The organism is Allobosea sp. ASV33, assembly GCF_016428755.1.
Taxonomy (GTDB): domain Bacteria; phylum Pseudomonadota; class Alphaproteobacteria; order Rhizobiales; family Beijerinckiaceae; genus Allobosea.
In genome coordinates this window covers 1-18,316 of record NZ_JAELTI010000031.1, presented here as the reverse complement: position 1 = coordinate 18,316, position 18,316 = coordinate 1, and the positions used below count along the sequence as shown (strand labels likewise).

The 18,316-nt window shown below is 67.3% G+C and carries 16 protein-coding genes; 13 read left to right on the top strand and 3 right to left on the bottom strand.

What is annotated here, in order from left to right; genetic code table 11:
- The first annotated feature begins 178 nt into the window (after window positions 1-178).
- The 4 genes from JHD80_RS11660 to JHD80_RS11645 all read left to right on the top strand — a co-directional run bounded on the left by JHD80_RS11660 (window position 179) and on the right by JHD80_RS11645 (window position 5,202).
- Window positions 179-1,885 carry a class I adenylate-forming enzyme family protein gene (locus JHD80_RS11660; protein WP_199087225.1) on the top strand — a complete coding sequence of 569 codons (1,707 nt, stop codon included), beginning with the start codon at window positions 179-181 and terminating at the stop codon, window positions 1,883-1,885.
- Window positions 1,882-3,330, top strand: a complete 1,449-nt coding sequence (locus tag JHD80_RS11655) for an amidase (protein WP_199087223.1) — start codon at window positions 1,882-1,884, stop codon at window positions 3,328-3,330. Before JHD80_RS11660 ends, JHD80_RS11655 begins: the two co-directional genes overlap by 4 nt.
- Window positions 3,327-4,172 carry an amidohydrolase family protein gene (locus JHD80_RS11650; RefSeq protein WP_199087221.1) on the top strand — a complete coding sequence of 282 codons (846 nt, stop codon included), beginning with the start codon at window positions 3,327-3,329 and terminating at the stop codon, window positions 4,170-4,172. The genes JHD80_RS11655 and JHD80_RS11650 overlap by 4 nt, the downstream gene beginning before the upstream one ends.
- A 193-nt stretch (window positions 4,173-4,365) precedes the next feature.
- Window positions 4,366-5,202: an alpha/beta fold hydrolase gene (locus JHD80_RS11645; RefSeq protein ID WP_199087219.1), complete on the top strand. Its 837-nt coding sequence runs from the start codon at window positions 4,366-4,368 to the stop codon at window positions 5,200-5,202.
- A gap of 474 nt (window positions 5,203-5,676) precedes the next feature.
- Here the strand turns inward: JHD80_RS11645 and JHD80_RS11640 are convergent, their stop codons facing one another.
- The gene (locus tag JHD80_RS11640; protein ID WP_199087218.1) at window positions 5,677-5,928 is read right to left on the bottom strand and encodes a hypothetical protein; all 252 of its coding nucleotides are present in this window, start codon (window positions 5,926-5,928) and stop codon (window positions 5,677-5,679) included.
- A gap of 140 nt (window positions 5,929-6,068) precedes the next feature.
- Between JHD80_RS11640 and JHD80_RS11635 the strand changes: the two genes are divergently transcribed.
- The 9 genes from JHD80_RS11635 (at window position 6,069) to JHD80_RS11595 (ending at window position 15,923) form a co-directional block, all read left to right on the top strand.
- Window positions 6,069-7,943, top strand: a complete 1,875-nt coding sequence (locus JHD80_RS11635; protein ID WP_199087216.1) for an adenine deaminase — start codon at window positions 6,069-6,071, stop codon at window positions 7,941-7,943.
- 67 nt (window positions 7,944-8,010) lie between these two features.
- Window positions 8,011-9,396, top strand: a complete 1,386-nt coding sequence (locus JHD80_RS11630; protein ID WP_199087214.1) for an NCS2 family permease — start codon at window positions 8,011-8,013, stop codon at window positions 9,394-9,396.
- A 285-nt stretch (window positions 9,397-9,681) separates the two neighbouring features.
- Window positions 9,682-10,554: an undecaprenyl-diphosphate phosphatase gene (locus tag JHD80_RS11625; RefSeq protein WP_199087212.1), complete on the top strand. Its 873-nt coding sequence runs from the start codon at window positions 9,682-9,684 to the stop codon at window positions 10,552-10,554.
- A gap of 62 nt (window positions 10,555-10,616) precedes the next feature.
- On the top strand, window positions 10,617-10,955 hold the full coding sequence (locus tag JHD80_RS11620) for a hypothetical protein (RefSeq protein WP_199087210.1): 339 nt from the start codon (window positions 10,617-10,619) through the stop codon (window positions 10,953-10,955).
- 51 nt (window positions 10,956-11,006) lie between these two features.
- Window positions 11,007-11,486 (top strand): TRAP transporter small permease subunit, encoded by a 480-nt coding sequence (locus JHD80_RS11615; protein WP_199087208.1) that lies wholly within the window; start codon window positions 11,007-11,009, stop codon window positions 11,484-11,486.
- Window positions 11,483-12,904, top strand: coding sequence for a TRAP transporter large permease subunit (locus JHD80_RS11610; protein WP_199087206.1), 1,422 nt, complete (start codon window positions 11,483-11,485; stop codon window positions 12,902-12,904). The genes JHD80_RS11615 and JHD80_RS11610 overlap by 4 nt, the downstream gene beginning before the upstream one ends.
- Before the next feature lie 211 nt (window positions 12,905-13,115).
- Window positions 13,116-14,114, top strand: coding sequence for an ABC transporter substrate-binding protein (locus JHD80_RS11605; RefSeq protein WP_199087204.1), 999 nt, complete (start codon window positions 13,116-13,118; stop codon window positions 14,112-14,114).
- A 97-nt stretch (window positions 14,115-14,211) separates the two neighbouring features.
- The gene (locus JHD80_RS11600; protein WP_199087203.1) at window positions 14,212-15,036 is read left to right on the top strand and encodes an ABC transporter ATP-binding protein; all 825 of its coding nucleotides are present in this window, start codon (window positions 14,212-14,214) and stop codon (window positions 15,034-15,036) included.
- An 11-nt stretch (window positions 15,037-15,047) separates the two neighbouring features.
- On the top strand, window positions 15,048-15,923 hold the full coding sequence (locus tag JHD80_RS11595) for an ABC transporter permease (protein ID WP_199087201.1): 876 nt from the start codon (window positions 15,048-15,050) through the stop codon (window positions 15,921-15,923).
- Between the two features lie 101 nt (window positions 15,924-16,024).
- On the opposite strand, the gene JHD80_RS11590 is transcribed toward JHD80_RS11595, so the two are convergent.
- Together JHD80_RS11590 and JHD80_RS11585 are read right to left on the bottom strand one after the other, a co-directional pair.
- A complete protein-coding gene (locus tag JHD80_RS11590) occupies window positions 16,025-17,419 on the bottom strand; it encodes a sensor histidine kinase N-terminal domain-containing protein (protein ID WP_199087199.1) in 1,395 nt (464 codons plus the stop codon).
- Window positions 17,416-18,084, bottom strand: a complete 669-nt coding sequence (locus tag JHD80_RS11585) for a response regulator (protein WP_199087296.1) — start codon at window positions 18,082-18,084, stop codon at window positions 17,416-17,418. Before JHD80_RS11585 ends, JHD80_RS11590 begins: the two co-directional genes overlap by 4 nt.
- Window positions 18,085-18,316 lie beyond the last annotated feature (232 nt).

Below are 18,316 nucleotides of genomic sequence, written 5' to 3'. Positions count from 1 at the left end.
AATTTGCGGCGCCCTTCCGGCAGCGGAATAGTGTGAGCCGGGCCGGACGGAAAACTGGAAAACATGCCAGAGGCCGGCACCGCCTCGCAATCCCACCACGTTCTCAACCGCGCACGATCACCGACCGGAAACATAACTTCCAGACCTGTTCGACGCGAACATGCCTTTCGAGATGCCAATGCCGCCCCTGCCCACCGACCCTAAGACACCCGTTTGGGCCGATGCCTATGTGGCGCGCCTGGCCGCGCTCGATGTGGAGGCGCGGCATCGCGAGATGGAGCGCTTCACCTTCCCCCGCAATATCGGCACCCTCTTGCGCGAGGCAGCGGCCGAGACGCCGGACGCACTCGCCTGGAACTTCTTCGAGACCGGCGAGACGATCACCTATGCGGCGCTCGACGAGGCCGTCGAACGGATGGCGGTCGCGCTCGCCTCCTTCGGCGTGACGCGCGGCATGAAGGTCGGCGTGATGCTGCCGAACTGCCCGCAGATGCCGATCGTCTGGCTCGCGCTGGCGCGGATCGGCGCCGTGATGGTGCCGGTCAACCTGCGCTATACCGGCCGCGAACTCGCCTATGTGCTCGGCGATGCCGGCGCCGAGGCGCTCGTCATCCATGACGAATGCGACCCGCAATATCGCGAGGCGGTCGAGGTGGCCGAGGCCGGGAAATTCCCGCAGCCCGATCGCGTGCTGCGCATGGCCGCCGATGAGGCGCAGGAGACGCTTCTGCCGCCGGGCGCGATGACGCTCGATGTCCTCGTCGCCTCTGTTCCCGAGGGCGCGCGGCATGACGGGCCTGAGCCCGCCCATGACGACCTCATGAACATCCAGTATACCTCGGGCACGACCGGCTTCCCCAAGGGTTGCATGCTGACGCATCGCTATTGGCTGGGCGCCGCCTTCGTGAACGGCTTTCGCGATGCCAAGCGCTTCCGCCGCGTGCTCGCTTCGACGCCGTTCTTCTATATGGACCCGCAATGGCTGCTGCTGCTGTGCTTCTACCAGCGCGGCACGCTCTTCGTGGCGAAGCGCCAGAGCGCCAGCCGCTTCGCCGCCTGGCTGCGCGAACACCGCATCCATTTCTGCCTGTTCCCGGAGATCGTCTTCAAGCAGCCGGAGACGCCCGAGGACGGCAAGACCGAGCTGATGCGCGCCAACATCTACGGCCACCGCAAGGAGGTGAACGCCGCTTTGCGCAAGCGCTTCAACGCACCGGCGATGGAAGCCTTCGGCATGACCGAGGTCGGCCCCGGCCTCTACATGCCGCTCGATGCGCTCCAAATGGTCGGCTCCGGCTCCTGCGGCATCGCCGCCCCGTTCCGGCAGGCGCGCGTCGTCGACGAGGAGGGCAAGGATGTCCCGCGCGGCGAGATCGGCGAGCTCATGCTGAAGGGCCCCGGCCTGATGCTCGGCTACTACAACCGGCCGGAGGCCAATCGTGACAGCTTCTTCGGCGAATGGTTCCGCACCGGCGATCTCTTCCGGCAGGATGCGGAGGGATATTTCTACATCGTCGGCCGGCTCAAGGACATGGTGCGGCGGGCCGGCGAGAACATCGCGGCGCGCGAGGTCGAGACGGTGCTGCGCAACATGGACGAGATCGAGGAGGTCGCTGTCGTCCCCGTGCCGGACGATCTGCGCGGCGAGGAGGTCAAGGCTTATGTCCTGCCCGCCAACGGCATCAATGGCAGCGACGACCTGATCGGCCGGATCGCCAGGCATTGCGAGGCCAATCTCGCCGCCTTCAAGATCCCCCGCTACATCGCCTTCGTCGACGACATCCCGCGCACCGCCTCGCAGAAAGTCGCAAAGACGGCCTTGACGGCCGGCGTCGCCGACCTGCGTCTCGGCGCCTTCGACAGGGTGGAAGGAATCTGGCGATGAGCATGCCCCTCTGGAGCCGCAGCGCGGCCGAACTCCTGCCCGAACTTCGCTCCGGCGCGCTCAAGGCCGAGACGCTGATGCGCTCCGTGCTCGGCCAGATCGAGGCACGCAACGCGCCGGTCAAAGCCTTCTCCCATGTCGCGACGGACAGCGCGCTCGACGCCGCCCGCGAAGCCGATCGCAAGCTCTCTTCCGGCACTGAGCCCGGCCCGCTCCACGGCCTGCCCTTCAGCGTCAAGGACTTGGTCGCCGTCGCCGGGATGCCGCTCGAATACGCTTCGCACGCCTTCGCCGGGCAGGTCGCCGACGCGGATGCCGAGGCCGTCGCGCGCCTGCGCCGCGCCGGAGCCATCCCCTTCGCGAAATCGACCACTCCGGAATTCGGCCACAAGGTGCTGACCGATTCCCCGCGCCAGGGCATCAGCCGCAACCCCTGGAACACCGATTATAGCTGCGGCGGCTCCAGCGGCGGCGCGGCGATCGCGGCAGCGATGGGCTTCGGCCCGCTCCATCTCACCTCGGACGGCGCCGGCTCCGGCCGCATCCCGGCCTCCTGCTGCGGCGTCGTCGGCCTGAAGCCGAGTTGGGGAGCGGTTCCACACGAAACCACGACGGACCTGTTCGGCTCGCTGACCTGCCTCGGCCAAATGGGCCGTACGGTCGCCGACGTCGCGCTGATGTTCAACGCGATGAAAGGCCCCGACCGGCGCGATCCGCTCTCCTTCGGCGGCTCGGCCGATCCCGTCCGGCTCCCCGATGATCCCGTCGCTGCTCTCAAGGGCCTGCGCTTCCGCTACGCGCCCCGAACCCTCAACCACTGGGTCGCGCCTGCGGTGGAAGCCGCTGTCGGCGAGACGGTCGAACGCCTGCTGTCGGCCGGCGCCGAGCGCATGGCGATGCCGGACGACATCGCCTTCGATACGCCCTCGGCCCTCGTTCTGATGCGCGCCTACCAGCACGCCCGTTTCGGCTCCCTGCTGGAGGAGCATGGCGAGCGCATGGACCGCACCGCCCGCCTCGGCCTGACCTTTCAGCCGGAAGCGCAGACCTATACGCGCCTCGCCCATGCCCAACGTGCCCGCTCCGAGATCTACCGACAGGTGGAACGCCTCTTCGACGGTGCCGACGTGTTCATCACGCCCACCGTCGCGACGCCGGCGCTACCCATCGGCCAGCAATCGGACGGCCCGCTCGTCGTCGACGGCATCGACCACGGCCCGCTGCGCGATGCCTGGTACCCCTACACCATCCCCTACAATGCCAGCGGACACCCTGCCCTCTCCCTACCCTGCGGCATGAGCCCGGACGGCCTGCCGATCGGCCTGCAGATCGTCGGCCGCTGGCATTCGGAAGCCCGGCTTCTGGGGGTCGCGGCTGCGATCGAGGCGCTGAAGCCCTGGGCTGCGAACTGGCCAGCCCTCTCCGGCAAGGAGCAGCATTCGTGATCATCGACTACGGCAGCCGACCGCCGCTTCCCGCCTTCGGCCCGAAGGGAGCCGAGCATCTCAAGCGCTACCGGCAGGTCTATGCCGCCAGCGAAACCGCGGCCGAGCCCCAGCAGGATCTCGCCGGCTATCTCGCGGAATACGACAAGGCCGGCGTCAGCCATGTCTGCGTCAAGGCGCGCGATCTGGAGACGACCTATGGCTGGCGCATCAGCAACGAGGACGTCGCCGACTTCTGCCGCGAGCAGGGGCCGCGCTTCATCGGCTTCGCGGGCGTCGACCCGAACAAGGGCATGACGGCGGTGCGCGAGCTCGACCATGCCGTGCGCGTCCTGGGCCTGCGCGGGCTCAACCTGCAATGCTTCGAGCACCATCTCGGGATCAACGACAGGCGGATGTACCCGCTCTATGCCAAATGCATCGAGCTCGACATCCCCGTGAACATCCATTGTTCGATCAATTTCGCCACCTCGACCTTGATGCGCTACGGCCACCCGTCCCTGCTCGACGAGGTCATGGTCGACTTCCCGGAATTGCGGGTCTGCGCGTCGCCGCCGGGCTTTCCCTGGGTGCATGAACTAATCGGCGTCGCCTGGCGCCATCCGAATGTCAGCATCGGCCTCGTCGCTATCAGGCCGAAATACCTGCAGGTCGCGGGCTCCGGCTACGAGCCGCTGCTGCAATATGGCCGCACGGTGCTGAAGGACCGCATCATCTTCGGCAGCGCCTATCCGCTCGGCCCGATCGCGCGCACCATCGCCGAGATCAGGGCGCTCCCGATCGGCGCGGAGGTGGAGAGGCTCTGGCTCCACGACAACGCCAAGCGCTTCCTGCGGCTTTAGGATAGGCCTCCCTGACGATTCCGCAGGTGTACAGCGGGCGACAACGCTGCAATATCGGCGGGAGCCCCAAGCGACCGGGCTCGTATCGGAACCCAGGACCTGACCACGGGAATCACGACGATGTCCGGAGCCACCTGCGGCCGGGCGGCGTCGGCGCGAAGCCCTTGTTCGGCGCTCAGGAAGGGCACTCACCATGGCATTTGTCACGACCAAGGACGGCGTCGAGATCTTCTACAAGGACTGGGGACCGAAGGACGCCCAGCCGATCATGTTCCACCATGGCTGGCCGCTGAGCAGCGACGACTGGGATGCCCAGATGCTGTTCTTCCTGGCGAAGGGCTATCGCGTCGTCGCCAGCGACCGGCGCGGCCATGGCCGCTCGGCCCAGGTCTGGGACGGCCATGACATGGACCATTATGCCGCCGACGCCTCGGCCGTCGTCGAGCATCTCGATCTCCGCAATGCCGTCCATATCGGCCACTCGACCGGCGGCGGCCAGGTCGCGCGCTATGTCGCGAAGCACGGCGAGCCGCAGGGCCGCGTCGCCAAGGCGGTGCTGGTCTCGGCCGTCCCGCCGCTGATGGTTAAGACATCAGGCAATCCCGGCGGCCTGCCGATCGAGGTCTTCGACGGTTTCCGCAAGGCGCTGGCCGACAACCGCGCGCAGTTCTTCCTGGATGTGCCGACCGGGCCGTTCTACGGCTTCAACCGGCCGGGCGCGAAGGTCGACCAGGGCGTGATCTGGAACTGGTGGCGCCAGGGCATGATGGGCAGCGCCAAGGCCCATTACGACGGCATCAAGGCCTTCTCCGAGACCGACCAGACCGGCGACCTCAAGGCGATCACGGTGCCGACGCTCGTGGCTCATGGCGACGACGACCAGATCGTGCCGATCGGTGCCTCCGCACATGAATCGATCAAGCATCTCAAGAACGGCACGCTCAAGGTCTATCCGGGCTATCCGCACGGCATGCTGACCACCCATGCCGAGGTGCTGAACGCCGACCTGCTTGCCTTCGTGAAGGGCTGAGCCCGGCCGGGACGCGGATCCGGGGCGGTCATGCCGGCCGCTCCGGTAGTCCTTGCGCGGATGCCGGCCGCGAGGCTCGAGCCTCGGTTCGGCGCCATAATCTGAGTATGTTCGACAGCGAGAAGAGCAGGCGGGCATCCGTCTTCGGTGCGAACGGCGAGTTCACCATGACCGGCTTCGTGATGCCGATCGAGAGGTGGAGATCGTCCGTCGGGAGCAGGCGCACGCCAGGCTGCGACGCCGGCGCACCTTCGACAACCAATGGCCAAGTTCGCGAGGAGACGGGGAAGCGCGCGAACGGCGAGCTTATCCGCTCGAATGCAGTTGGTCGGTCTGGGAGACACCCTCCGGCCGGCGATACGGCGTCGTGCTCGCGATATCTCCGAACGCCGACAGCAGCAGGAGCGCATTCGATATCTCGCGGAAACGGACCTCGTCTCGGATCTCCCGAACGGCAACAGCCTGATCGCCGCCTTAAGCCACGCCCTGCGACGGGACGAGCCGTACCGCCTCATATTCGCAAACCTCGGGCGTTTCCGGCTGATGCGGGATCTCAAAGGCCAGACCTTGGCGGACGCGCTTCTGGGCGCCCCATGGCGGGCAAACGCTCTTGCTTCTGTAAAGAATGACCTGATCGACCTGAAGGCTCCAGCGCAACAGCGCGAAGCGCCAATGATCGATGCCGGTGCTCTGGCTGAAAACAGGTGCGAGAGACGCACGCTGCATGATCCGGCCTCAAGACAGATCCGGGCGGTCGAGTCGCCGGGTTGTCCTCCAGCGAGCGAAGACCGGCCATGGCCCCACGGGGGTTGGCGGTGTCCGCAAGCCGGCCTAAGGAGCGGTTTCCCCTCCCGGAGACATCCGCCATGGCGACCGCGCCCGCTCTTCCCGACGACCTGCTGATCGGCGCCGCGGACGAGGTCGCGATCCGGCAGGATCTCGTCCTGACGGCGCTCGGCAAGCGCCCGGCCGATATGTTGCTGCGGGTCGGCCGGCTCTTCGACGTCCATACGCGCAGCTGGCGCGAGGACCAGGAGATCGCGATCAAGGGCCGGCGCATCGCCTGGACCGGCCCGGCCGGGACCTATCCCGGCACCGCGGCGCAGCGCGTCGAGAAGCCCGGCCTCGCTGCCGTCCCCGGCTTCGGCGAGGTCCACAAGCATATCGAGAGCACGCATCTGACGCCGGAATGGGAAGCGGCGCTGGTGCTGCCGCGCGGCAATACCTGGACCTGCGAGGCGAGCCACGAATTCTCCAATGTCGACGGGCCAAACAACCTGGCCTTCTGGCTGGAGGCCCGCCGTCACGGCTCGCCGCTGAAGATCTTCCCGCTACCGGGCTCGGCCGTGCCGCCGACCGCCTATGAATGGGGCGGCGGCTGGTTCGGCTACGACGAGCAAAAAAGTTTCCTCAAGGAAAGCCTGATGGTCGCCGGTCTCGACGAGGTCATGGACTGGCCCGGCCTCTCCGACCCCGCGAACCCGTCGTACCAGCGGCTCTGGGGCATGATCCGCGCCACCTTCGAACAGCGCGGCGTGGTCGAGGGGCATGGTGCGGGCCTCCGTGACATCGCCACGATCAGCGCCTTCGCCGCCGCCGGCCTCGCCTCCGATCACGAGGCCTGGCTGCCGGAGGAGGTCTGGGAGAAGTTGGCACACGGCGTCTTCGTCGAACTGCGGCCCTATTCGATGCCGGAGGTGATCCCCTGGCTGATCGGAAAGGGCCTGTCCGACTGGTCTCAGATCGCCTTCACCACCGACGACCGCAGCGTCTCCGACACCTTCAAGCTCGGCGCCACCGACCACAATGCCCGCCTCGCCATCCGGCACGGGCTGGCGCCCGAGATCGCGATCCAGTGCATCACCATCAACCCGGCACGGCACATGCGATTGACGCCCTGGGTGGGCAGCCTGGCGCCGGGGCGCTTCGCCGATATCGTGCTGTTGTCAGAAGTGGCAGACCTCACCATCGCCGAAGTCTGGGCCGATGGCCGCCCCGTCTCGGACGGCATGCGTTATACCGGCCCGGTACCGACCATCGATTGGCCGGAATGGGCGCGCAAGACCGTTAATATCCAGCGCAGCCTCACCGCCGACGACTTCGCAATTCCGGCCGAGCCGGGGCGGGAGGCGATGCAGGCGGCGCTGCTGCGCCCCTTCCATTGGGCCGACGACTTCATCACCGCCGAACTGCCGGTGCAGGACGGCGACGTGCAGCGCGACTCCGCCCGCAACATCACCAAATTCGCGATCGTCGACCGTTTCTCCGGCCAGGGCAAGGTGGCGAAGATGTTCTGGCTCGGCTGCGGCCCGCGCACGCCCGACACGGCGCTTGCCTGCTCGGTGGCGCATGACAAGCACAATATCTGGGCCGTCGGCTCCTCCGATGCGGCGATGGCGCTCGCGGTCAACACCTTGAACGCGCTGCAGGGCGGCTGGGCGCTGGTGCGCGACGGCAAGGTGCTGGCGACGGTCAGCTATGAGATCGGCGGACTGATGAGCTGCCGTTCGCCCGAGGCGCTCGATGCCGAGATGCAGGCTCTCTATGTCGCGGCCGGGACGATCGAGTGGATGTACGAGCCGACCTTCCATCCGCGCTGGTTCCCGGGCTTCCCGGAGCGATTGATCTTCGCGACGCTGACCTGCGCGCCCTGGCGCTGGGTTTTGGTCGCGCCCTGCGAGCAGGCGCCCCAGGGCTTCGTCAACGTACAGAACGGCCAGACGCATCCCGTCGTCTGGTAGACGGCATCGTCCTGAATTGATCCGACCCGGCCGGGACGCCGGGCGCAGAGGCTGTAAGGGGGGATTCATGACGGCACCCGCATCCGCGCCGGACAGGCCAAGCGACAATCCTGGGGGCGGCTGGCTCGACCGCCGCTTCAAGCTCACCGAACGCGGCAGCTCCGTGCCGCAGGAAGTGATCGCCGGCATCACCACCTTCGCAGCCATGGCCTATATCGTCGCGGTCAATCCAGCGATCATGTCGGCGGCCGGGATGGACCGCGGCGATCTCGTGATCGCGACGGCGCTCGCAGCGATCTTCGGCAGCCTGATGATGGGGTTGACCGCGAACCTGCCACTGGCCGTGGCGCCGGCCATGGGCTCCAACATCGTCTTTGCCTATGTGATGGTGAAGCAGATGGGCATTCCGTGGCAGGCTGCGCTCGCGATGGTGTTCGTTTCCGGCGTGATCTTCCTTGCGCTCAGCCTGTCCAAGGTCCGCGAGAAGGTCGCCAAGGAGGTGCCGGAGGTTCTGAAGGTCGGCATCCAGGCCGCGGTCGGCACGCTGATCGTCTTCATCGGACTGCGCGGGGCCGGCTTCATCGTCGCCAATCCCAGCACCTATGTCGCGATGGGCTCGCTCGCCAGCCCGCCCGTGCTGCTGACGCTCGCCGGCATCCTGATCACGCCGATCCTGGTGGCGCGCGGCATCCCCGGTGCGCTCATCCTGTCGATCGCGGCGATCACGCTGGTCGGCCTCTTCGTGCCGCTGAAGCCCGACGGCACCATGGTGACCAGCCTGCCGGCCGCGATCTTCGCCCTGCCGAAATGGCCACACAGCACCTTCCTGGCGCTGGATTTCGGCTATCTCGTCTCGCATTTCCTGGTGGCCCTGCCGCTGCTGTTCTATTTCCTCTGCGGCGAGTTCTTCTCGACGCTGGCGACGCTGATCGGTGTCACCGGTGCGGCCAACCTGCGCAAGCCGGACGGCTCGATCCCCAATGCCACGGCCGCTTTCTCGACCGATGCGACGGCGACCATCGTCGGGCCGCTGCTCGGCACCTCGGTGGTTACAGCCTTCATCGAATCCGTCACCGGCGTGCAGGCCGGCGGCCGCACCGGCCTGACCTCGGTCGTGGTCGCGCTCGGCTTTGTCCTGGCCCTGTTCATCTGGCCGGTCTTCGTCATCATCCCGCCGCAGGCCACGGCGCCGGCGCTGGTTCTGGTCGGCATCTTCATGCTTCAGGGCCTGGCGCGGATCGACCTCGGCGATCTCGCCAACGCGGTCCCGGTGGTGCTGATGCTGCTGGTCACCGTGCTCAGCAACAACCTGATCAACGGCATGGCGATCGGCACCTTCGCCTATATCCTGCTCTGCCTCGCGCTGAACCGGCGGGCGGAGGTCACGCCGGTGGTCTGGGGCCTCGGCGTGGTCTTCGTGTTGTTCTTCGTGGTCACCAGCCGCCTGATGTAACCGTTTCGCTTTCGTGGTCGATGTATGAAGACTGCAAAGGCCACGATGGTCGCAAGCCGTGGGCGCGCTTGGTGGCGCGCCTCGTAAAATTGACGAAAGCAGCAAATTTTGGAGCGAAACCCAAGTGTGACGGCCGGATCGCCTACATCTGGCATTTCGCTTAACATTTTGCTTTAAAACGACAAATTACCCGATCGATCGCATCGGCGCACGCGTCGCATCGATCATCTCGTGTCGGAACGCTTTGTGCTTGGCGCCAAGCCGTTTTTCACGAGACCACACGCCATGGCCACCGCTTGCTCCACTGGACTCGATACCGGGTTCGCCACGCTCGATTTCGGGCAGGTCATCATCCTTGGGCTGGTCCAGGGCGTTACCGAGCTGCTGCCGATTTCCTCGACCGCCCATATGCGGGTGGTGCCGGCCTTGCTGGGCTGGCCCGATCCGGGCTCGGCCTTCTCGGCTTTGATGCAGCTTGCGGCGCTGGCGGCGGTGATCAGCTATTTCAGGCGTGACATCGGCGAGATGGCCGGCGGCGCGCTCGATGGATTGAGGACGCGGCAATTCACGAAAGGGCCGAGCCGGCTGGCGTTGGGCGTCGTGCTCGCGACGATCCCGATCGTCATCGCGGGCGTAGCCCTGGCCCCGCTGCTCAATCGCTGCGGCTCCCCCTTGCGCTCGCTCGGCGTCATCGGCGCGGCGTCGCTGGTGATGGCGCTGCTGCTCGCGGCGACGGAATGGCTCGCCAGCCACAGGCGGACGGCCGAGCAAGCGGGCTTCCGGGATTTCCTGCTGATCGGCCTGGCTCAGGTCGGGGCGCTGATCCCGGGCGTGTCCCGCTCCGGCTCCACCCTGACGGCGGCGATGGGGCTCGGCTTCAGGCGCGCGGAAGCGGCGCGATTGTCGTTCCTGCTGGGCCTGCCGGCCATCGCGCTCGCCGGGCTGAAGGAGGCCTGGGAGATCGCGCGAGCCGGGATCGACGCTCACGCCATGGCGCTTCTGATCGTCGGCCTGATCGCCGGCTCCCTCGCCTCCTTTGCCGCGATCGCGGGGCTGATGCGCTATCTCGAACGGATGTCGAGCTGGGTCTTCGTGGTCTATCGCGCGGGAATGGGTATCTTCCTGCTCTGGGCCGTCGCGACCGGCTGGCTCGCCTGATGCCCATGTCACGGGACAGCCTCGCTCCCATGACTATCCATCCGAAACACTCCAGGCGGACCGTGGCACGCGGCCTCACGACGGTTGCGGTCTTGCTGCTTTGGACCTCGGCTCGGCCGGTATTCGCAGGGCCTTCGGCTGAATGGCGTTACTGCTATGCCGGTTCCGAGCAGAGCCGCCGCTTCTACGTCTCGCAGCCGTTTTCGAGCTCCGGCTCCCCGGATGCGGTCGAGCGGCAATGGATCGCCTGGCTGGGGCGGCAGCCCGTGCGATACGAGACGACAGGATGTCCGCGCGGGTCCGACCGCGCGGCCGTTGAAGCCTCCATCGCCTCCGCCGCCCGCTACAACGCCGGCCAGGGGCGCGGCACGGTCGAGCTCGACTGGCAATCCGGCCCATGAGCGGTTTGCGCCGGGAAAAGGAGGGGGGCGATATGGCCTGCGGAGCGACTGATGCAGCCTGTCGTTGACACGCTCGACCGGAGCCTCGGGGCGCTGTGCCGCGCAGCCCGGTGGCTCGCCTTGCCGCTGGTGCTCCTGCTCTTCCTGCAATGGCCCTTGCGGGATCTGTTCAAGGGCTGGTCGCGGGAAGCGAACGATCTCGGGCAATGCGTCTTCGCTCTCTATGTCGCGGTCTCGCTGACGGCGGCGACACGCAGCGGCGCTCATCTGGCCAGCGATGCCCTGGCGCACCGGCACGGGCAACGGCTGCGGCGGGCGCTGGATATCGGCCTGATCCTGCTCGGAATCCTGCCCTGGTCCCTCTTCCTGCTGATCATCGGCTGGCCGGCGGTGCTGGGCAGCCTGCGCGTGCTCGAGTCGTTTCCGGATACCGGAAACCCCGGCTATTTCCTGATCCGCGCCTCGGGCTTCGTCCTGGCGGCCCTCGTCTTCGCCTCCGGCCTCCTCGGCTTGCTACGGAGCCGAGCATGAGCCAGTGGATCGGCCTTGTCATGCTTGTCGGCGTCGCGCTGGGCGCGATGGCGACGGGCTTGCCCGTCTGGGGCGTCCTCATCAGCCTCGCCGCCATGGGCGCCGCCGCCTCGGTCGTGCTGGACCCATCGAGCGCGGGCGTGCTGGCCGCGCTGCCGAGCCGGCTCGTCGGTCTGCTGGAATCGGACCTGTTGCAGGCGCTGCCGCTTTTCGTCTTCATGGGCGCGCTGCTGAACCGCCTGCCGCTCGCCCGCATCCTGTTCCGGGCGGCGCTGCACCCCTTCGGTGGCGCGCGCGGCGCGACACTGGCGCTCGGCGCCATCCTGGGGCCGATGAACGGCTCGGTCAGCGCCAATGCCATCGCGCTGACCCGCGCGATCGAGCCAGCCCTGGCCGAACATGAGATTGCGCCCGCCGAAAGCGTCGCCTTGCTGAGCGTCGCCAGCACGCTCGGCGTGCTCGTCCCGCCGTCTCTGGTCCTGATCCTGCTCGGCGATGCGATGATGGCGGCGCATACGATCGCCCTGAACGCGACCGGCCGGGCCGGTCGCATCATCAACACGCAGGATGTCTTCCGCGGTGCGATGCTGCCGGCCGGGCTGTTTCTGGCCGCCTGCCTGCTCCTGGCGTTCCTGCGCCGGGAGCCTGGCCGGCGCCTGCCGAAACCGACCCTGGGAGAGGCGGCAGTCGCCGTCATCACCGTCGGCTTCATCGGCGGACTGCTCGTCGGCGTCGCGCTCGGCTATTTCTACGCGGTGGAGGCGGCCGCCATGGGTGCCGTCGGCCTCCTGGTCGCGGGGCTCCTGAGCCGGCAGCTCGATCTCCCGCGCCTCAAGGCCGCGCTCGACGATACCCTGTCGATGACCGGCGCGCTGATGGCCCTGCTGGTGGCGGCCACGACCTTCACCCTCGTCTTCCGCGTGCTTGGAAGCGACCGGCTCGTCGCCAGCTGGATGGAGGCGGTGCCCGGCGGCCCGCTGGGAATCCTCGGTGCCGGGCTTGGCCTGATCTTCCTGGCCGCTTTCGTCCTCGACGCCTTCGAGATCATCTTCGTGCTCGTGCCGATCCTGCTGCCGCCCATCCTGATGCGGGTTGAGGATGCGCAATGGGTCGCGGTCCTGACCCTGCTCGTGCTGCAGACGAGCTTCCTGCTTCCACCGCTGGGCTATGCGCTGACCATGACCCGGGCTGCCGCCACCCGACGCGCGGCGCTGGGCAGCGTGATGAAGGCGCTCCTGCCTTTCATTCTCGTGCAACTCGCGGTGACCGCGGCCGTCATCTGCTGGCCGGGCCTGACGCATGGCGGGCGCTCGCCCGCCCCGACCGTCGCAGCGCCGTCCGATGCGGAAGTGACGCGGCGATTGCGGGAGATCGCCCCACCCGCCGATCTGCTGGAAATCGGGCCGCCCAAATTCTGACGATCTCTCTTTCGCATCGACCGCATGACCCTCGCCTCCGGTTGCATCGCAATCCCGAGGCCGGCAGCTTCGGCTATCGCAGATGCCGATGGCGGCTCAGCCTTGGCGAAAGGTTGGCGAAAGCTTGGCGGGCTAAGGCATGGCCATCGCCACCAAGCCGCCCCCGAGAGCGGTACCCGGGCGAGAGGACGTGAAACCAAGGAGCCTGCCCATGCGCATCCGTGCCGCCATCTATTCGCTTGCCTTCGCCTCGGCGCTGGCCGGTTCGACCGCCGCCCTCGCCGCCGACAAGGTGACCATCATGGTCGGCGGCTACGAGAAGCAGATCTACCTGCCCGCCAAGCTGGCCGAGAGCCTCGGTTACTTCAAGGACGAGGGGCTCGATGTCGAGCTGCTCAATGAAGCCGCCGGCGTCGATGCCGAGAACGAGATGCTCGCCGGCGTAGTCCATGGCGTGGTCGGCTTTTACGACCACTGCGTCGACCTGCAGGCCAAAGGCAAATTCGTCGAGTCCGTCGTGCAGTTCAGCCAGGCGCCCGGCGAGGTCGAGCTCGTTTCGAGCAAGTATCCCGACGTGAAGTCGATGGCCGATCTGAAGGGCAAGAATCTCGGCGTCACCGGGCTCGGCTCGTCCACCAATTTCCTCAGCCAGTACCTGATGGTGAAGTCGGGCGTGCAGCTCGCCGAATTCACCTCCGTTCCCGTCGGTGCCGGCGCCACCTTCATCGCGGCCATGCAGCAGGACAAGATCCAGGCCGGCATGACCACGGAGCCGACGATCTCGCGCCTGCTGAAGACCGGCGAGGCGCGCATCCTCGTCGACATGCGCACGATCGAGCAGACCAAGGCTGCGCTCGGCGGCACCTATCCGGCCGCCTCGCTGTACATGACGACGGCCTGGGTCGAGAAGAACAGGCCGACCGTGCAGAAGCTGGCGAACGCCTTCGTCAAGACGCTCAAGTACATCAACACCCACAGCGCCGAAGACATCGCCGACAAGATGCCGAAGGACTACTATGTCGGCGACAAGGCCGGCTACGTGAAGGCGCTGGCCGACGGCAAGGCGATGTTCACCGCCGATGGCGTGATGCCGCAGGGCGGCCCCGAGACGGTTCTCGCAGTGCTCTCCGGCTTCTCGAAGAACATCAAGGGCAAGCAGATCGACCTGTCGAAGACCTACACGACCGAGTTCGTCAAGGCCGCGAAGTAAGTCGCGCCGAGGCGGCCGGGCCCAGCCCGGCCGCTTCCCTTCCCGCTGTCCACCAAGCGCCCATCCGTGACGCCGCCATCGCGGCGAAGGAGGTCCCATGCCTGCAACCGATGCGGCCGGCAGCCCGGTCGTCGAACTGATCAACGTCTCGCGCCGCTTCATCACGCCGGACGGCAAGTCGATGACGGCGATCCGGGATTTCAACATGAGCGTGGCGCGCGGCGAGTTCGTCGCCGTGGTCGGCCCGACCGGTTGCGGCAAGTCGACGACATTGAACCTCGTCACCGGCCTCGCACGGCCGTCGAGCGGCGAGGTCCGCCTCTTCGGCCAGCCGGTCACCGATATCGATCCGCGCATCGGCTTCGCCTTCCAGACCGATGCGCTGTTCCCCTGGCGCAGCGTCATCGACAATGTCGTCGCCGGCCCGCTCTTCCGCGGAAGGCCGCGCGACGAGGCCTATGCCAAGGCCCGCGAATGGCTCGCCCGCGTCCATCTCAGCGGCCACGAGACCAAGTATCCGCACCAGCTCTCCGGCGGCATGAGGAAGCGCGTCTCGCTGGCGCAAACCTTCATCAACGAGCCGCAGGTGCTGCTGATGGACGAGCCCTTCTCGGCGCTCGACGTCCAGACCCGCGTCGTGATGCACGAGGTGCTGCTCAACCTCTGGTCGGAAGCTAAGGCCTCGGTGATCTTCGTCACGCACGATCTCGAGGAGGCGATCGCGCTGGCAGACAAGGTCTATGTGCTGACGGCCGGCCCCGGCACGGTGCGGGCGGTGTATCCGGTCGAGCTGCCACGCCCGCGCGTCGTCAGCGAGATCCGCTACCAGGACGACTTCATCGCGCTCTCCCGCCGCATCTGGGACGACCTGCGCGCCGAGGTCGAGCGCGGCAGTGCCCGCGACGAAGCCCGCGCAGCTTGAGGAGCGCCGCCATGACCGATGCAACTCTCACCGCTCCCATCGCCTTCGCGCCGGGGACATCCGATGCCGAAATCGAGGCCGCCGCTGCCAGGGCCGCCCGCAACCGGCACTACAAGGTGCTGTTCTGGCGCTGGGCCATCCTGGTCGCCATCCTCGGCGGGTGGGAGCTCGCCTCCCGCTTCGGCATTATCGACGAGTTCTTCTTCTCCAGCCCGAGCGCGATCTGGAGCCGGCTCGTCGAATGGACGACCGAGGGAACCTCGGAAGGCCCGCTCTGGCTCCATCTCTACGTCACCATGGAAGAGGCCATGCTCGGCTTCGTGATCGGCTCCGCGGCGGGCATCGTCGTCGGCATCGCGCTCGGTCGCAACCGGATGCTGTCGGACATCTTCTCGATCTACATCAAGGTGTTCAACTCGATCCCGCGCGTCGTGCTGGCGCCGATCTTCATCATGGTCTTCGGGCTGGGCATCGGCTCCAAGGTGGCGCTGGCCTTCATCATGGTGTTCTTCGTCGTCTTCGCCAACGCCTTCCAGGGCGTGCGCGAGGCCGACCGGAACCTGATGGCCAATGCGCAGATCCTCGGCGCGCGCGGCTGGCAGCTCACCCGCTCGGTGGTCATCCCCTCGGCGATGAGCTGGATCTTCGCCTCGCTGCATGTGAGCTTCGGCTTCGCCATCATCGGCGCCATCGTCGGCGAGTTCGTCGGCTCGCGCCACGGCATCGGCCTGTTGATCAACATCGCCAAGGGCACCTTCGACTCGGCCGGCATGTATGCCGCGATCGTGGTCATCATGATCGTGGCGCTCGCCGCCGAATACCTGATGACCTGGGTCGAAGGCCGGCTCGCGACCTGGCGCCCCGCGCCGCTGCAGGACCAGCATTGAAGCATTTTCGCGCGAAGTGGGGAGCGGTTCGCGTGACGAAAGTGCGATAAGACAAAACATCGATCGCTGCGCCTTCGGAACGAGGCGTAGCGATCGCAGCCTTATGCTGTCGGCGCCTCTCCGGGCGCTGCCGGCAGCCTGACCTCGACGCGCAGCCCCGGTGGTGGCTGCGTTTCCATCAGTGCGATGGTCCCGTCATGGGCGACGACGATCTCCCTGACGATGGCGAGCCCGAGCCCGGTCCCGTCGACGGCCGCGGGGGCGAGGCGATGGAAGCGCTGGAATACCCGCTCGCGATCCGCCTCGGGAATGCCGGGGCCGTTATCCTCGACGACGAGCAGGATGCCGGCCTCGCTTTGCTCAAGCTTCACTGCGACGGTACCGCGTTGCGGAATATGGCGCAGCGCATTCTCGACGAGGTTGAGCACCAGCTCGCGCAGCAGCGTGACATGCCCGTGGATCGGCAATGTCGCGGGAGCGGCCTCGAAGGACAGGTCGATCGCACGATCGAAGGCGATGCCGGCGAGGCTTTCCAAGGCGGCGCGCGTAACCTCGTTGAAATCGAGCATGTCCTTGCGCAGGGCGGCGCCGCCGGGTTCGGCCCTGGCGAGGGTCAGCAGCTGATTCACCAGCCGGGCCATGCCGTCGACGCCGCCGTCGATGGCCGCGAGCGCTTCATCCCGGGTCTGCGGGTCGTCGTCGCGGCGCGCCAACGCGATCTGCGTCTTCAGGACGGCGAGCGGCGTCCTGAGCTGATGCGAGGCGTCGGCGACGAAACGCCGTTGCAGGGCGATATAGGCCTGCACGCGCTCGAGCGCATGGTTGAGCGCGTCGATGACGGGCCTGAGTTCGCCCTGCACGCCGTTGCGGTCGAGCGCCGTTAGGGATTCCGGATCGCGATTGCGCAATTCGTCGCGAAGCCGCAGCAGCGGGGCGAGGCCGCGGCGCAAGCCCAGCAAGGCCAGCAGCGCCGCGATGCCGACGAGCAGGAACTGGTCCCGGAGCGAGGCCTGCCAGATCTCGTCGACGAGCCGGTCGCGGCCATGGAGCGTCGTCGCTACGATCACCAGCGCGTCGCCGCCGGCCAGTTTCGAGATCACCGGCTGAGCGAGTGCGACCGCACGCATCGCCTCGGTGCGGAAGGTGCCTTCGTAATAGGCCGGCTCCAATCCGCGCGGCTGGGCAGGTGGCGCGACCACGTCGGGAAAGCCGGCGATCAGCTCGCCCGAAGGCGACAGCACCCGGTAGATCACCTTGTCGCGGTCGGGGGAGGCGAACATCTCCAGCGCCGACGGCGGGATCAGGGCCTCGATCCGCCCGTCGGCCTCCTTCACCTGCTCGGCGATGACCCGGGCCGAGGCGAGCAGCGTGCGGTCCGTGATCAGGTCGGCCATCCGCAAGGCGTCGCGGTGCAGGCTCCAGCCGTTGAAGGCGACGACCGCCACCAGGGGCAGCAGCAGCCAGGCCAGCAACTCGGCGCGCAGGCTCCGGCTCACGCGGCCAGCCTCAGCGCATAGCCGAGGCCGCGCAGCGTGCCGATCGAGACGCTGCTGCCGCTGAGCTTCTTGCGGACGCGATGGACGTAGATCTCCAGCGCATTGTCGGTGGCGTCGTCGTCGAGGCCGAACACCGTCCCGGTCAGGGCCGCCTTCGAGACGACACGGCCGCCGGCGAGGAGAAGCGCTTCGAGCACGCTGTACTCCCGCGCCGTCAGGTCGAGCGGAATGTCGTCCAGCGTGAACTGGCGCGCGTCCGTCGCCATCACCAATGGACCGAACGCGACCCGCACCGTGCGGCTGTCCTGCCGGCGCCGCAGTTGGGCCCGGATCCGGGCCTCGAGCTCATCGGGCTCGAACGGCTTGACCAGATAATCGTCGGCGCCGGCATCGAGCCCGGCGACGCGGCTCGACACGGCATCGTTGGCCGTCAGGATAATGACCGGGGTCAGGCCCCGGCGCTGCCGAAAGCGGCGCAGCAATTCAAGGCCGGTCATGTTGGGCAGGCCGATATCGAGAATGACGAGATCGTAGCTCTGCGTCGCCAGCGCCGCATCGGCATCGATACCGTCATGGACGCAATCCACGACATAACGGCTCTTCCGCAGCAGCCGCGTCAGCCAGTCCGCAAGTTCGCGATTATCCTCGACCAGCAATATCCGCATGCGGCTGAGCACCGAATCTCAGGTTGCCGAAAGGACGGGAACGGGCGCCTTTCTCTGCGCCACCTTCCGAATCTTCCGCCCGTCAGGCAACCGCTATTCGCCGACGGCGCATGGTTGTGCCGCCGGGATATCTTCATCGGCATCCAGGCACTCGCCTAACGGCAGAACGGCTGGTTGGGCTGGCAACGCTGATGCTGCGGCTGCGGGCCGCGTGCCGGCTGCGGCGCATGGG

What these genes read in the sequence shown, in the direction of transcription:
- JHD80_RS11660 (WP_199087225.1), top strand. Translation starts at nt 179, where the DNA reads ATGCCGCCCCTGCCCACCGACCCTAAGACACCCGTTTGGGCCGATGCC.
- JHD80_RS11655 (WP_199087223.1), top strand. Translation starts at nt 1,882, where the DNA reads ATGAGCATGCCCCTCTGGAGCCGCAGCGCGGCCGAACTCCTGCCCGAA.
- JHD80_RS11610 (WP_199087206.1), top strand. Translation starts at nt 11,483, where the DNA reads ATGAGCCAGTGGATCGGCCTTGTCATGCTTGTCGGCGTCGCGCTGGGC.
- JHD80_RS11585 (WP_199087296.1), bottom strand. Translation starts at nt 18,084, where the DNA reads ATGCGGATATTGCTGGTCGAGGATAATCGCGAACTTGCGGACTGGCTG.
- JHD80_RS11630 (WP_199087214.1), top strand. Translation starts at nt 8,011, where the DNA reads ATGACGGCACCCGCATCCGCGCCGGACAGGCCAAGCGACAATCCTGGG.
- JHD80_RS11615 (WP_199087208.1), top strand. Translation starts at nt 11,007, where the DNA reads ATGCAGCCTGTCGTTGACACGCTCGACCGGAGCCTCGGGGCGCTGTGC.
- JHD80_RS11645 (WP_199087219.1), top strand. Translation starts at nt 4,366, where the DNA reads ATGGCATTTGTCACGACCAAGGACGGCGTCGAGATCTTCTACAAGGAC.
- JHD80_RS11640 (WP_199087218.1), bottom strand. Translation starts at nt 5,928, where the DNA reads ATGCAGCGTGCGTCTCTCGCACCTGTTTTCAGCCAGAGCACCGGCATC.
- JHD80_RS11635 (WP_199087216.1), top strand. Translation starts at nt 6,069, where the DNA reads ATGGCGACCGCGCCCGCTCTTCCCGACGACCTGCTGATCGGCGCCGCG.
- JHD80_RS11600 (WP_199087203.1), top strand. Translation starts at nt 14,212, where the DNA reads ATGCCTGCAACCGATGCGGCCGGCAGCCCGGTCGTCGAACTGATCAAC.
- JHD80_RS11595 (WP_199087201.1), top strand. Translation starts at nt 15,048, where the DNA reads ATGACCGATGCAACTCTCACCGCTCCCATCGCCTTCGCGCCGGGGACA.
- JHD80_RS11605 (WP_199087204.1), top strand. Translation starts at nt 13,116, where the DNA reads ATGCGCATCCGTGCCGCCATCTATTCGCTTGCCTTCGCCTCGGCGCTG.
- JHD80_RS11625 (WP_199087212.1), top strand. Translation starts at nt 9,682, where the DNA reads ATGGCCACCGCTTGCTCCACTGGACTCGATACCGGGTTCGCCACGCTC.